Source organism: Chitinophaga polysaccharea (assembly GCF_007829335.1).
In the GTDB taxonomy this organism is placed as follows: domain Bacteria; phylum Bacteroidota; class Bacteroidia; order Chitinophagales; family Chitinophagaceae; genus Chitinophaga; species Chitinophaga polysaccharea_B.
This window is the reverse complement of the sequence record NZ_VIWO01000003.1, coordinates 94054-109002: the sequence shown is the minus strand read 5'-3', so window position 1 is coordinate 109002 and position 14949 is coordinate 94054. Positions and strand designations below refer to the sequence as shown.

Here is a 14949-nt window from a genome sequence, read left to right as displayed (position 1 = left end):
TTTAACGGTGAATGCCTTTCTTCAATAAAGCCCAATAGAAAGCTTGCGGGAACTGAGTGCGACCAACATGATCATTTTAAATTTATGCTCTACTATGAAATATATAATCACCACAGCCATTGTGCTGTTTGCCGCTTTAACGGTTAAAGCCCAGAACATTTATCCTCCCACGGGAAATGTGGGTATTGGAACAAACACACCATCCGCTTCGTTACATGTAAACAATGGCAACATCAAAGTAACCAATCCTAACTTTTATCCTTACGGCGTGAATATCGACATGGATTCTACTACATCTCCCTGGGCAAGGGAATTTGGTATTTCTTATAAAGCTTCGGGGAAAGTGGCGTCCTTTGGTGCTTATATGAACAACGGAGTATTTAATTATGCCTACATTGGCGGTAATACCACGAACTATGCATCGCATAACGCTACCTGGATGACATTTAAGCCCAATGGCTATGTAGGCATCGGCACCATTGCACCATCCTCCCTGCTGGATGTAAACGGAGGAAATATCAAAGCCACTAATCCCAATGGCTATCCATATGGAATTAATATAGACGTAGATTATAATACCGGCAACTGGGCAAGAGAATTTGGCATTTCCTATAAGGGCGCCACGCTGGGTACAGGAAAACTGGTGTCCTTAGGGGCGTACGCCAATAACGAAAACCTTATCTACGCTTATATCGGGGGCAATACCACTGCAAATATACCTGTTTCCACCCCCTGGATGGTATTTAAACCCAATGGCAACATAGGCATCGGCACTACCGATCCTGGCACCAGCAAACTAGCTGTAGAAGGACTCCTGAGCGCCCGGAGAGTAAAGGTTACGCAAGCCAGTCCCTGGCCGGATTACGTATTTGAAAAAACGTATGAACTTCCCAAACTGGATACCCTCGAGCAATTTATTGACCAACATAAACACCTACCCCAACTTCCCTCAGCCGCCACCGTAAATGCCGAAGGAGTAGATCTGGGAGAAGTTAACCGGGCATTGGTCCAAAAGGTGGAAGAATTAACGCTGTATATTATTCAATTGAATAAGGAAATACAATTGTTAAAAAAAGAGAAGAATAAGTAGGTCCATTCCTGTTACAGTATGGACAGTAGGCACTCATGTGACATCCAAAGAAATAAAATATGAAGAAGATAGCTCTTATCGTTAGTATATTGTCTTATTGTTTTAAAGCAAATGCACGACAAAATATAGATGAACATAAATTACTAGTAGATTCAGCCATTAGTATTATGTATACCCAATATTTGGATGCAATAAAAAAACAGCATAATGATTATTACCTTAACAATCTATATCTATTAAACGAACAAGACCAATCATTAAACTATCTACCGTCCAGCAGTAAGTTTAAACTTATTAATATTTATGATACTCGAAACAGGAAAGCACTCTCAAAAGGCATCTATGCCTGGAAAGTATTTACAACATTAAGAAAGAATCAGTTTAAAATTGACATTGTAAATTTTTATATAACTTATAAAAAACGCATTTATAACTTCTCTAACGGAGGTGGATCAACAACAGTCTTTGAATATTCCTGCAATGAAGACAAATGGAAGCTAATTACTTTCAATAACCGGGGCATTTAGCCTCAGTACAAAACTGCAAACAATTCCCCGCAAACTCAATACCAGCAGCCGGGATAAACCTTTACTACAAAAAATACCGGAAAAAGAATATACTTTCATAAAGGAACTTAATCAGCCTTGAAACTACCTTGATGGCTTCAACCGCCTTATTCCCCACAAAATATTTCCGTACCTTCCTCCCATGACATACTCCCGCATACTCCTCCCCTTCCTGCTCCTTCTGTCCCTGCGCTCAAACTCCCAAAGCATCCCGGAAATCGACAGCACCATCCAGGCTTTCATGACTCAATACCAGGTACCGGGTATGGCCATCGCCATTACCCATCATGGTAAGTTAGTATATGCCCGCAACTATGGATATGCTGACACGCTTCGCAAAATACCCGTTAATAACAACAGCCTGTTCCGCATTGCCAGCGTTTCCAAATGTATCACCGCCACGGCTATACTGAAACTGGTGGAAGCAAAACAGCTATCACTCGATAATACTGTGTTCGGCCTGCAGGGTGTACTGGGCACCACTTATGGCCAACAACCTTATGCCCCCAACCTGGAAAAGATTACTATCCGGCAACTGCTGCAACATACCGCCGGCGGCTGGACCAACAACGGGTCCGATCCGATGTTTATGCACCCGGCAATGACGGCCGAGCAACTCATCAGCTGGACACTCGATCATCAGCCACTGGTGGATACGCCCGGAAAGATGTATGCATACTCCAACTTCGGCTATTGTGTGTTGGGCCGGGTCATTGAAAAAGTATCAGGCATGACCTATGAGCAATACGTAAAAACAGCCGTATTACAACCATGCGGCATTACAGGTATGCAAATTGGCGGTAATACGCTGGAACAAAGAAAAAATAACGAGGTAGTATACTACGGCCAGCATGGAGAGCAGCCTTATGTCTACAATATTTCGCGGATGGATGCTCATGGCGGATGGATTGCGTCTGCCACCGATCTGGCCAGGCTACTGGTGCACGTGGACGGCTTTCCTGCACCCACCGACATCCTGACACCCGCTTCTATTACTGCGATGACCACTGCTTCTGCGGCCAACCCCGGCTATGCCCTCGGGTGGGCGGTGAATCCCTATCACAACTGGTGGCATTCTGGCTCCCTTCCAGGCACCGCCTCAGAAGTAATCCGCTCTCATCATGGCTTTACCTGGGCTATGCTTTGTAATACCCGCACCGACAGCAGCTTTTTCAACGACCTGGATGGTCTGCTCTGGAAGGCTGTCAACAACCCCGCTACCCCCTGGAAAGAGTAAAAAACAACATTTATTGCCATTAATCTCGCTTATTAATGGTTTGTTAGGCCTTTCGTTAGGCCCACCTGCTTTACTTGCAGCCTTATTCAAGGCGAATGTCCTTACCATTCCCGTTATACACAAATAGTATGCATATGAAGCGTTATGTAACCGCATTCCTTTTCCTGTTGACCATACCCGCCCTGGCCCAGCGAAAACACAGCCGGGAATCGCAGTACCCTACTTATCATGGATTGATCATGGCCGGCTACCAGGGCTGGTTCCGTGCCGCCGGCGATGGCTCCGGCGCCAAACATTTTGCCTACGGCGATGAAACCCGCAGTGGGATCGATATGTGGCCTGATGTTAGTGAATATGAGAAAACCTATAGTACTCCTTTTAAACTCGCCGATGGCCAGCCGGCAAAATTCTTCAGTTCTTACGATAAAAGCACCACCGATCTGCATTTCAAATGGATGCAGGAGTATGGCATTGACGGCGTTTTCATGCAACGCTTCTTCAACAATGCCAAGCACCGCGACAGCAGCTCCGGCGTGATCCTCAAGAATGCCTTCGCCGCCGCTTCCAAATATCACCGCGCTATAGCCGTTATGTATGACCTGTCGGGACTTAAAGCCAGCGGGGAAGACTGCTCCGCCATCATTGCCGACTGGAAATACCTGGTAGATCAACTGAAAGTAACCAACCAGCCGGACGCTAAAACTTATTTACAGGAGAATGGGAAACCGGTGGTAGCCATCTGGGGCATCGGGTTCCCGGATCGTCCCTATCAACTACGGAATATTGGGCTGGAACGCCTGATCGACTTTCTCAAGAATGATCCGGTATACGGAGGTTGTGCCGTAATGCTGGGCGTACCTACCGCCTGGCGTACGCTCAACGCCGATTGTATACCAGATCCCTACCTGCACACCCTGATCCAACAAGCCGATATCGTGCTTCCCTGGATAGTACAACGCTACTCTCCCCTGCTGCACAATGATATGGACCGCTACCGCGACAACACACTGGAAGACATGGCCTGGTGTCGTCAGCACCAGCTGGAGTATGTGCCCTGTGTGTATCCCGGCTTCAGCTGGCATAACCTCAGCCGTTACGAGTTTCCGGACGATGTAAAGCCATCCGGCTCTATTCCCCGGCAGGGCGGCCGCTTCTACTGGCAGCAAATCACTACCGCTATCAGCGCCGGCGCCACCATGCTGTATGTAGCCATGTTCGATGAAGTGAATGAAGCAACGGCCATCTTTAAAACCACCGATCAGCCACCCGCGAGTGCCACCACTCCTTTTATCAACCTGGATGGAAAACCGGCGGATCACTATCTCTGGCTAACCGGGCAGGCCGCGAAGATGCTCCGCCACGAGCTCCCGGTCAGCATCAGGATGCCGGAAAGAAATTAACCATCACCGGGCAGGTGCATCCCTGCCCGGGAAAAGCCTTACAACAGGCAATACAATGTCGTCACCAACCTCTTGGCCCAGGATCAGTAAACCGATATATACAAACAGCTTAGAAGAGGGAAAATGGAACCGGGGAGAGGCAAGGTTTTCGATAGCTCAATAACCCAGGCAGAAAAGTAATTACAGGAGCTAACAATTCATTCCAAACACTACTATTCATGAGGGAAAGTGTAGAAGCAGCTTATTTAAAAGCCTGTACAGCAAGATGCCGGCTCCTGGTCAACAAATAAACACCTCCGAAATAAGAAGTAATCCCCACCAGGATAAATATGATCAACATCCAGATAACCTTGCGTTTATTGCCTTTACGCCTTATCTCCCGGTCCAGAATCATTTGTTCTATCTCCAGCCAGCGTCTGCCCGGATCACCGGTATTAAAACGCTTCTCCAGTGAGCCAGATTTCATCATTTGCCGGTACAGGGTGGCCACTGACCGGGCATTGGGGATATGATCCATCAAAGCAATCAACTCCTTTGTGTCGTCGTCGGGCACAGGCCGCGTCCGTATTGCATCTTCTGCCAGCGTACCGGGTATCAGCCGGTTTGCAACGATTTTAAAATACGTGTTCATATAGTAAGTACCATAAGTATTTTAGTTATCCGTAATGTATCTACGATATTCAACCATGCATAGTTTTATCATTTATCAAAAAAAACGGTCAGTAATCACCGGCATTGACAATGCTACTAAATCCATTTTACTAATATGGATACCTAACTACGCGAATTCAAAAACAGCCACCAGACACCACTTCCAGCGTAGCTTCCGCCAAATACCGCTACTACAGAATTCCTTTAGGAATTATCCCTAATTTTAGCCCATGAAAGTGCTGATTATAGAAGACGAACCCGCACTCAGAAACAGTATACAGGAATACCTGACTCACCAGGGCTATATCTGTGAACTGGCGGAAGATTTTAACCAGGCCATCCACAAAGTCAACGAATTTGACTACGATTGTATTGTGGCAGACATAGGCCTTCCCCTGGGAAATGGACTCGATGTGGTCAAAGAACTGAAAATACTGGAATCCAAAGCCGGTATCATCATCATTTCTGCGAAAGATTCACTGGAAGATAAACTCAGAGGCCTGGAACTCGGCGCAGACGACTATCTCACCAAGCCTTTCCATCTCTCCGAACTCAACGCCCGCGTAAATGCCATTTTACGACGCAAGAAATTTGACGGCAATACCACCATCAACTTCAATGAAATCACCATCAAGCCTGCGTCTAAAACAGTATTGGTACATAACAAATCAATTACCCTCACCGGTAAAGAATACCAGCTACTGCTTTATTTTATCGCCAACCAACACCGGGTAGTCACCAAATCCGCACTGGCCGGACACCTCTGGGGCGACGAATATGACCAGGCCGGGTCTTATGACTTTATCTATACCCACATCAAAAACCTCCGTAAAAAAATGCTGGAGGCAGATGGTGAAGACTATATCAAAACCGTATATGGCACAGGATACCGCTTCGGTTAAAATCTCCCTGACAGTGAAAAAAGATACCCACTCCATGAAGCTGCTGACCAAAACAATGGTGTATTTCCTGCTTATCATGCTGCCTGTTTTTACAGCAGGCGCCTTCTATCTCTATGCCACCTTCAATAAGGAAATAAAACACGAAACAGATGAAGAACTGGTCAACGATAAACTCCAGTGGATGCGCTATCTTGACACAGCTACTATCAACAATCCTGTATTCGCCATCAATACACCCGAATTTAATTTACAACCCACCGATAAACCGGTTCAAACCAAACATAAACTCAAAGGAGTCAGCATTTACCAGGAACCGGAAGATACGTATGCCCCCTTCCGGCAACTGACCCAGGTTATTGCCGTGAATAACAAAAATTACCAGCTAACACTACGCAAATCTCTCATCGAAAAAGATGACCTCATAAAAAACATTATCCATGTAATGCTGGCCGCCTTTGGAGGCCTCTTCCTGTTTGTTTTGCTCTCCAACTGGCTGATCAGCAAGAGTATCTGGAAGCCGTTTTATGCCTCCCTGGATAAAATACAGCGGCTCCAGCTCAACAAACTGGAAAACACCGTGTTTGACCATACAGCTACCCACGAATTCAACCAGTTGAATGCAGCACTTAATAACATGACCACCCGCATCCACCAGGATTACACCAACATCAAAGAACTTACGGAAGATGCCGCCCATGAAATGCAGACGCCATTAGCCATTGCGCAAAGCAAACTGGAACTGCTGCTGCAGGACGACTCCCTTTCCGAAACACAACTCAAAGGCATCCTCACCAGCTATGATGAACTGCAACGCTTATCAAGATTAAATCATAATCTCCTTCTCCTGGCAAAAATCGAAAACCAGCAATACCCGGTTACTGATCAGCCAGACCTATGCACCGTGGTGGAAAAATATCTGTCGCTCTTTGAAGAACTGATCCGCGAAAAAGAACTGCAGATCCACACCGATATGATTGCCACCGCACCCTGGCCCCTGCATCCCGCGCTTACCGACATACTGGTGAGCAACCTGCTCGGTAATGCTATCAAGTACAACTATCCCCATGGCAATGTCCGCATCCATATCAGTGCACAAACCTTCAGCATCTCCAATACCAGCGAATTGCCACAGATTCCACCAGACATACTTTTCCAGCGCTTTAAAAAGCAACATAACGTGTATACGAACTCTAACGGCTTAGGGTTGGCTATCGTAAAAAAAATTGCTGACTCCTACCAGCTGTCAATCCAATACAGCTACGAAAACGGGTGGCATACTTTCAGCGCAGGCATATAATCAGTTATCAACAACAGATATTCAGATTTACTCCAGATTCAATTCTTTTCTTTGCGCTATTAAAGCATCAGAGCCATCATATGAAACGAATTTTACTGGCAGCCATCGTACTGAGCATCACCGGAACCATATACGCACAAAATCGTGTGCCCGTCCCCGTTAAAGACACGCTGCCCGCACCTTCAAAAGATACTATTAGCAAGGTATCTGACCTGGGAGAAGTAGTCATTTCATCTACCCGTAACAACAGTCGCATCGAAGACCTACCCATGAAAGTAGAAGTGCTGGGTAAGGAAGAAATGATTGAAGAAAGCGGTATCAAACCGGGTAACGTAGCCAGCATATTGGGCGACTTATCCGTGATACATATTCAAAATACCTCCGCCGTTAGTGGCAATAACGCCATCCGCATGCAGGGACTCGATGGCAAATATACCCAGCTGCTCCGCGATGGCATGCCGGTATATGAAGGATTAAGCGGCAACTTTGGAGTACTCGCCATCCCTCCACTGGACCTTAAACAAATTGAAATTATCAAAGGCTCCGTATCCACCCTCTACGGCGGTGGCGCCATTGCCGGTATTATCAACTTCATCGCCAAAACGCCTGGCAGCAAACCCGAACTAACCATATTGGCCAACAGGAGCACACTCAAAGAAACCAACGTAAACGCTTTCTACTCCGAACGTTATGGTAAAACTGGCTTAACCCTGTTTGCCGGCGTTACCACCCAAAACCCGGTAGACGTAAATAAAGACGGATTCAGCGACGTGCCCCGCGTTCGTCAATATCTCCTCCACCCACGGTTTTTCTGGTATATCAACCCACAAAGCACGCTGATAGCGGGGTATACTGGCACCATCGAAAAACGCGAAGGAGGCGATATGCAAGTACTGGAACATCAGGCCAACAATATTCACCAGTATACAGAAGTAAACAACAGCAATCGCCACAGCGTAGACCTGCAGTTTACCCGTAAAAACCTGGGCGGCGGTACGCTCACAGTGAAAGGGGTGGGTAGCTTCTTCCACCTGCAAAACGATGAAGGCACCTTTTCCCTAATAGGTAACCAAACCAGCACCTACGCGGAAGCTGCCTACAATAAAAAAAGCGGTCGCCATGATTGGGTCGTAGGACTAAACAACACCGGCGAAATATACCGCCGCGCAAAAGGCGACAGCACACTGCTGAATAACTATACCTACAACACCATGGGCGCCTTTGTACAGGACGGCTACCACATTACCAACCAGTTCATGGCCGAAGCAGGGCTCCGTGCCGATTACCACAATGTATTCGGCTGGTATGTACTGCCACGCCTGGCCTTTGTATACAAACCCATAGAAGATCTGTCCATTCGCCTCAGTGCAGGTACCGGCTATAAATCACCAGCCGTATTTACCACCCAAACGCAAACCATTGGCTACCGCAACCTCCTCCCGCTGGGGGCTGATGTGAAATCAGAAAAAAGCCAGGGCATCAACTTCGATGGTAACTACCGGACCAATATCGGCAAGGTGGAAATCACCCTTAACCAGGCATTGTACTACACCCATATCAAAAACCCTATCTTACCTGTAGCAGATGATGCCAAAAAAATGATTCGGCTGGAAAATATGCCCTTCGCGGTAAATAGCCTGGGTACTGATACTTACCTGCGCATGGCCCTCGACCACCTGGAATTGTACCTCGGTTATAACCATACCGTGTCTAAGTATGATAATGCATCTGCTACACATGTAGCCTTTGCGCCGCAGGATAAATTTGCCGGCACCCTGGCCTATGAAATAGAAGAGAAATGGCGCTTTGGCATAGAAAACGCCTGGGTAGGCAATCAATATGATTACAACAATCAAAAAACGCCGAACTACTGGTTCTGGGCAGCGATGATATCCCGCCAATTCGGCGAGCATATTACCGTGGTGCTCAACGGGGAAAATATCTTCGACGCCAGGCAGGGTAAAAATACACCGCTATATACCGGCCCGGTAAGCAACCCTACCTTTGCCCCACTATGGGGACCTATCGATGGCCGTACCATCAACCTGTCTGTAAAATTTAATTTATAGATAATATGGAGAACGGCGTACCTTTGCGATCCTAATTTTCTGTGCAAATGAGATCGTTTAAATCCAGGTACGCCGTCCTTTTCGGGTTCGGCGCCTTAGTCCTTAGCCTGTCCTTCCTCGTTAGAACTGCATTGTTAATCTGGGCCCTCCCACAGTCTGGTCTTCATATTTCCGATATACCCGCTATTTACGGTAAAGGTTTTATCTACGACCTGGGTGTAGCACTGTTTTTCACAATTGCCTATGCCGCCTACCTCCTGCTGTTGCCACAACGGATCAACAACACCCGGTTTAACCGCATCTTTACCTATACTGGCTTTTTCCTGGCCACCATGATCCTGGTATTTTCCTTTTTTGCGGAGTTTACCTTCTGGGGAGAATATGCCGGTCGTTTTGATTTCATTGCGGTAGATTACCTGATTTATACCTACGAGGTAATAGAGAATATCAACGAGTCGTATCCTTTGCCCCTGCTGATCGGTGGCGTGTTGCTGTTTACCGCCCTGCTCACCTGGCGTATGGCACGCCGGGGCATCTTCCGCAACAGCTTTCAATCGCGTACCCCCTTCGGCAAAAGACTACTTACCTTTTTGTTACTGCTGGGCGTTTTACTACTACATGTATTCCTCGTCAGCAATACCTGGGCTGAAAAAAGCAAAAACCGTTATGCGCAGGAGCTCTCCAAAGCAGGCGTGTATTCCTTTGTATCTGCCTTCCTGAATAATGAGCTGGCCTACGATAAATATTACCTGATGGAAGATGAAGACAATAACTTCCACCAACTCCGCACACTACTCCGGGAGCCTGGCAGCCAGTACCTGGAAAACAGCCGCAGTATTTACCGGAATATCACCGATACCGCTGCCATCGAAATGCCCAACATCATGATGGTCACCATCGAAAGCTTCAGCGCCGACTTCATGGACCGCTTCGGCAATACCCAGCATATTACACCGGTACTGGATAGCATCGCCAAACAAAGCATCCTGTTTACCAACCTGTATGCCACCGGCACCCGCACCGTGAGAGGCATGGAAGCCTTGTCGCTGGCCGTTCCGCCTACACCGGGACAAAGCATCGTACGTCGCAAAAACAACGAAAACCTTTTTACTATCGGACATATTTTCGAACAGGCCGGCTATGAAAGCACCTTCTTTTATGGAGGCGATGGCTACTTCGATAATATGAACAAGTACTTTGGCAACAACGGCTACGATATTGTGGACCATAAAAATCCCAATAACCTGGTAGAAGACAACATTGCTACCACGCGGACCAGCATCCCGAAAAGTGATATCCAGTTCGAAAATGCGTGGGGGATCTGCGATGAAGATATTTATACGGCTGCCATTAAGAGCGCCGACCAGAAATATGCCGCAGGCAAGCGATTTTACGATTTCATCATGACCACCTCCAATCACCGGCCCTTTACCTATCCGGCTGGAAAAATTGATATTGCCTCCGGCAGCAGCCGGGAAGGAGCGGTAAAATATACCGACTACGCCATTGGGGAGTTTTTGAAAAAGATCAGCACCAAACCCTGGTTTAAAAACACAATCGTCATTTTTGTTGCAGACCACTGCGCCAGCAGCGCCGGCAAGAATGAGATTGAAATTAGCAAATATCATATTCCCTGCATCCTGTATAACGTACCTGGCCAGGCGCCCCGGGAAATTACCCAGATGTGCTCCCAGATTGATATTTACCCTACTTTGCTCAGCTTATTGCATTGGACCTATAAAAGCAAACTTTATGGAGAAAATGTACTTGACGCCACCTATCAGCCACGGGCCATGGTAAGTACCTACCAAAAGTTGGGCTACCTGGAACCGGGCAAACTACTGATCCTGAGCCCACAGCAGAAGGCCCAGTGCTTCAGCTGGAACGATGCAAAAAATGAGCAACATCCTGTACCAATGGATAGCAGCCTGCTGAAAAACAGCCTGGCATACTACCAGACTGCCTACTACCTGTTTAAAAACAATGGCATGAAGCAATAGCATACCACTTTTATATATTCAACGGCGTGCAGGCACAGCGGTACCTGCACGCCATTTTTTTTAGGATACCCCTGGACTGTTCATATTCCCCGGTAAATACTTACATTTATTATTCCAGCAGCACAGTTATGCTGGATCGTGTTAAGCAACCAAAACAAAATGGCATGACGGCGTCTGGCAGAGTCGCACCATCACTAAAAACGAACCATGTCCTATCAAAGTAACACCAGCAGCCCTCATTTTCTCCATGGCATCCGGTTGTTGATCGTGGAAGACAACGCCATTAATGTCCGCATACTGGAATTACAACTAAGAAAAACCGGCGCCATTATTACAACCGCCAGCAATGGGCGAGAGGCGCTGTCTACAATACAAAGCGCTGCTTTCGATGGTATTATCCTCGACCTGCACATGCCTGAGATGAATGGATACGATACTATTCCGCATATACGGCGCCTGCAGCCCGATGCGTTCATTGTGGTGGTAACGGCCGATATACTACCAGAGGTATCCACGCGCCTGGCAGCCTTACAGATAAAAGATATTCTGCCTAAACCTTATGCAGCAGAAGCGCTGCTGGACATACTTGCACAGCATAGACCGGTATAAACCCTTTTGTACTAACTTCGCGCCTGCACAAAAGCAGGCAACTATGCAAACGAAATCTTTGTCGGCCCGCGACCTCGACGTGATCTGGCACCCTTATACACAAATGCAGACGGCCCCCGCGCCTATCGGCATGGTACGCGGACAAGGCGCCCTTCTTTTCGACGAAAACGATCAAAGCTATATAGATGCCACTTCCAGCTGGTGGGTGAACATACACGGTCATGCGCATCCACATATTGCACAACACCTGGCTGCCCAGGCGTTGCAACTGGAACATTGCATTTTTGCGGGGTATACACATCCCCCGGCGGTGAACCTGGCAGAACGTCTGCTCCAGGTATTGCCCGGTAACCAGCGTCGCGTTTTCTATTCAGACAATGGCTCTACTGCCATCGAGGTAGCTCTCAAAATGGCCATACAGTATTGGGACAACCAGGGTATTCGCAAACGCAAAATACTGGCGTTTAACAATGCCTACCACGGCGATACTTTTGGCGCCATGAGCGTTAGCGGTAGAAGTGTGTTCACCCGCGTATTCGATGACCTCCTGTTTGATGTATATTTCATCGATGTGCCCAATGCAGCTAATCTCTCTCAACTCATTGCTACCATAGATGCTTTACAACCGGAGGATATAGCCGCCTTTGTATTTGAACCGCTGCTGCAAGGCTCCGGCGGCATGATCATGTATGAGGCCGATGCCTTTGATCAGTTGCTGCAATACTGTAAATCCAGGAATATCTTACTGATTGCAGACGAGGTGATGACCGGTTTTGGCAGAACCGGAAAGAATTTCGCTATGGAATATCTGCAAACAATGCCGGATATGATTTGTCTCTCCAAGGGGCTGACAGGGGGCACGATGGCGCTGGGCGTTACTACCAGTACTGCTGCCATCTACGAAGCTTTTTTGTCGAACGACAAATTAAAAACGTTGTTTCACGGGCATTCCTTTACGGCCAATCCACTGGCCTGTACTGCCGCCCTGGCCAGTATGGACCTTTTTATGGATCCCGCCTGTGCCGCCAATCGCCAGCGTATACACGAAAAGCACCAGGCTTTTTTACAGGAGCTGCAACCAATAGCCGTCGTAAAACATCCCAGGTTGCTGGGTACTATCCTGGCGTTTGAAATCAGCACTACTAACGCCGACGGTTATACGAATTCATTGGCAGATGAATTACATCGCTTCTTCCGGGCCAGGAGGATTATGCTTCGTCCGCTGGGCAATACCCTCTACATCCTTCCTCCCTATTGTATTACCAATGAACAGCTGGAACAGGTGTATCAGAGCATCCGCGAGCTGCTGAAAAAGCTGAAAGCATAAAGCAAAAAGCTATTATGGAGAAGAACTTAGCGAGTATTAAAAAATCGCTTAAATCAATCTCCACAATAGCTTTTTGCTTTGTGCTTTATGCTTATTTAATCGGTACGCTGATCCTGGTGTCATCCCATTCGAACACCACCGCGTTTCCGGGTAAAGTGAAAGTCAACTTTTCAGCAGGAGTAGATAATGCTTCCCGCTTAACTTTCACGGCTACTACATCTTCGCCTTTATTCTTTTCGTAATCGTAAGCGCCCCATTGTCCCAGTTTACCGTTCAGGATTACTGTCCATGTTTTAGGATCAGGAATGGAGAAGAAAGTGTAAGTGCCTGCCTTTACTGGCTTTCCGCCAAAAACAACATCTTTGGAGAAGGTAATTTCGGTAGCCTGGTCAGCGCCGGTACGCCATACTTTACCGAATGGCTCCAGCGTGCCAAAGATAACACGGCCTCTTTTGGAGGGCTGTCCATATACTACTTTGATACCGTTGGCCTCTACAGTTACATGTGGGCTTTTAGGTGGTTTTTCCTGGGCAAAAACGAGGCTGGTAACGGCCAAAAATAAGGTTGCCAAAAAGAAATGTTTCATTTGCTAAGTTTTTTCTGGAATGAGATGATTGTTTTGAGTTAGCTTAACAATTTAAACTATTCTATCCATCAGCAACAAAACTATTGGATCAATGGTAAAATAAATCCATATTTAACGGTGCTCACAAACCTGGCTGAGCTTCGTCAGCCCGCTTTCCATCACAGGTCCGTAGATTTTATCGGCCACGAAGCCGCGGAGCTTCCACCAGGGCAGTAATCCCAGTTTTATTTCCTGGTGCCAGAATATCGCCGTGCCTTTACCATCGGCGGTGGGCTTTAGTTCTATTCCACTGTTTACCGGGCGCACCCCTTTGATATCCAATAAGTAGTGTACTCCTTTGCCTGGCGCGCTATCTAGTATGGTCACTTTACCGCTGTTTAGCTTTCCTTCCCAGCTGTACCAGGCGCCGGTACCGGCTGCCGGATCGGAATATACAAGGGTAGCCGTGCTATCGGGCCGGGTCCATGGATTCCAGCCATCCCAGGCCCGCAGGTTGCTCACATGAGCGTATACCGTGTCAATAGGCGCATTAATAACCCCCGTACGCTCTACCACCGCAGTGGAAGGGAATAACAGGGATAGTAAGAAACTCAATCCACATAAAATGATCACACCGATCACCAATAACTTAAAAAGACGCATAGAAAAAATATATTATCATTGAAGGGGCCATCCCCTTATCGTTGCAACAGGCGCCTGATATTGCCTAATCCCTTCTCAAAATCCTTCCCTACCCACTTATCCATCATCAGTCCCATTACCTTCCGTAGCGGATGCTGCCCCATATCGCATATCATTCCCCAGGTAACCAGCGTGCCTTCTGGCATAGGATCGAAACGGAAATATCCTTTGGCCATCCCCATTCCCCCGAAATCCGTGTTGGTAGCAATATATTGGTCCTCCCGCGATTCGGTGACCGACATATGCCCCCTTCCCACGTTACGGTTGCGGCTTTCCCAGCTATAGCCTGCGCCCACGCCGCTTTCCTTCTCCCCATAGGTGATCTTTACCATCGGATCCTGTTCTTTCCAGGGCGACCATAGCTCCCAGTTGTGCACTACATTGACCAGCGGGAAAATGGCGCCCGCTTTGGCTGGCATGAGCAACGATCGCTCTACTTTTACGGATGGGGACAAGAATAAACTGAAAATGAAGAGCCCCAGCACTAGGACAATAAATGCACCCAGGATAATGAAAAAGGCTTGCATCTGACTG

At 47.4% G+C, this 14949-nt stretch carries 14 protein-coding genes; 10 read left to right on the top strand and 4 right to left on the bottom strand.

Features of this window, described 5'->3' with window-relative positions; genetic code table 11:
- Window positions 1–94: 94 nt before the first annotated feature.
- From FHW36_RS12115 to FHW36_RS12100, 4 genes are all read left to right on the top strand, one after another.
- Complete coding sequence (locus FHW36_RS12115; RefSeq protein WP_145668263.1) at window positions 95–1090, top strand: hypothetical protein; 996 nt, start codon at window positions 95–97, stop codon at window positions 1088–1090.
- A gap of 59 nt (window positions 1091–1149) precedes the next feature.
- Window positions 1150–1617 (top strand): hypothetical protein, encoded by a 468-nt coding sequence (locus tag FHW36_RS12110; RefSeq protein WP_145668260.1) that lies wholly within the window; start codon window positions 1150–1152, stop codon window positions 1615–1617.
- 181 nt (window positions 1618–1798) lie between these two features.
- A complete protein-coding gene (locus tag FHW36_RS12105) occupies window positions 1799–2893 on the top strand; it encodes a serine hydrolase domain-containing protein (protein WP_145668257.1) in 1095 nt (364 codons plus the stop codon).
- Between the two features lie 134 nt (window positions 2894–3027).
- Entirely contained in the window at window positions 3028–4293 is a 1266-nt protein-coding gene (locus FHW36_RS12100) for a glycoside hydrolase family 71/99-like protein (RefSeq protein WP_222429059.1), read from the top strand.
- A 241-nt stretch (window positions 4294–4534) separates the two neighbouring features.
- On the opposite strand, the gene FHW36_RS12095 is transcribed toward FHW36_RS12100, so the two are convergent.
- Window positions 4535–4924 (bottom strand): hypothetical protein, encoded by a 390-nt coding sequence (locus FHW36_RS12095; RefSeq protein ID WP_145668252.1) that lies wholly within the window; start codon window positions 4922–4924, stop codon window positions 4535–4537.
- Window positions 4925–5174: 250 nt separating this feature from the next.
- On the opposite strand from FHW36_RS12095, the gene FHW36_RS12090 reads away from it, so the two are divergent.
- The 6 genes from FHW36_RS12090 to bioA all read left to right on the top strand — a co-directional run bounded on the left by FHW36_RS12090 (window position 5175) and on the right by bioA (window position 13148).
- Window positions 5175–5846: a response regulator transcription factor gene (locus tag FHW36_RS12090; RefSeq protein WP_145668249.1), complete on the top strand. Its 672-nt coding sequence runs from the start codon at window positions 5175–5177 to the stop codon at window positions 5844–5846.
- Window positions 5821–7143, top strand: coding sequence for a sensor histidine kinase (locus FHW36_RS12085; protein WP_186452403.1), 1323 nt, complete (start codon window positions 5821–5823; stop codon window positions 7141–7143). Before FHW36_RS12090 ends, FHW36_RS12085 begins: the two co-directional genes overlap by 26 nt.
- An 80-nt stretch (window positions 7144–7223) precedes the next feature.
- Window positions 7224–9212, top strand: a complete 1989-nt coding sequence (locus tag FHW36_RS12080) for a TonB-dependent receptor plug domain-containing protein (RefSeq protein WP_145668242.1) — start codon at window positions 7224–7226, stop codon at window positions 9210–9212.
- A 47-nt stretch (window positions 9213–9259) separates the two neighbouring features.
- A complete protein-coding gene (locus tag FHW36_RS12075; protein WP_145668240.1) occupies window positions 9260–11212 on the top strand; it encodes an LTA synthase family protein in 1953 nt (650 codons plus the stop codon).
- Between the two features lie 207 nt (window positions 11213–11419).
- On the top strand, window positions 11420–11821 hold the full coding sequence (locus FHW36_RS12070; RefSeq protein ID WP_145668237.1) for a response regulator: 402 nt from the start codon (window positions 11420–11422) through the stop codon (window positions 11819–11821).
- A gap of 43 nt (window positions 11822–11864) precedes the next feature.
- Complete coding sequence (bioA, locus tag FHW36_RS12065) at window positions 11865–13148, top strand: adenosylmethionine--8-amino-7-oxononanoate transaminase (RefSeq protein WP_145668234.1); 1284 nt, start codon at window positions 11865–11867, stop codon at window positions 13146–13148.
- 91 nt (window positions 13149–13239) lie between these two features.
- Here the strand turns inward: bioA and FHW36_RS12060 are convergent, their stop codons facing one another.
- From FHW36_RS12060 to FHW36_RS12050, 3 genes are all read right to left on the bottom strand, one after another.
- Window positions 13240–13734, bottom strand: a complete 495-nt coding sequence (locus FHW36_RS12060; RefSeq protein ID WP_145668232.1) for a DUF2911 domain-containing protein — start codon at window positions 13732–13734, stop codon at window positions 13240–13242.
- Between the two features lie 111 nt (window positions 13735–13845).
- Complete coding sequence (locus tag FHW36_RS12055) at window positions 13846–14376, bottom strand: SRPBCC family protein (RefSeq protein ID WP_145668229.1); 531 nt, start codon at window positions 14374–14376, stop codon at window positions 13846–13848.
- Window positions 14377–14411: 35 nt separating this feature from the next.
- Window positions 14412–14942, bottom strand: a complete 531-nt coding sequence (locus FHW36_RS12050; protein ID WP_145668226.1) for an SRPBCC family protein — start codon at window positions 14940–14942, stop codon at window positions 14412–14414.
- Window positions 14943–14949 lie beyond the last annotated feature (7 nt).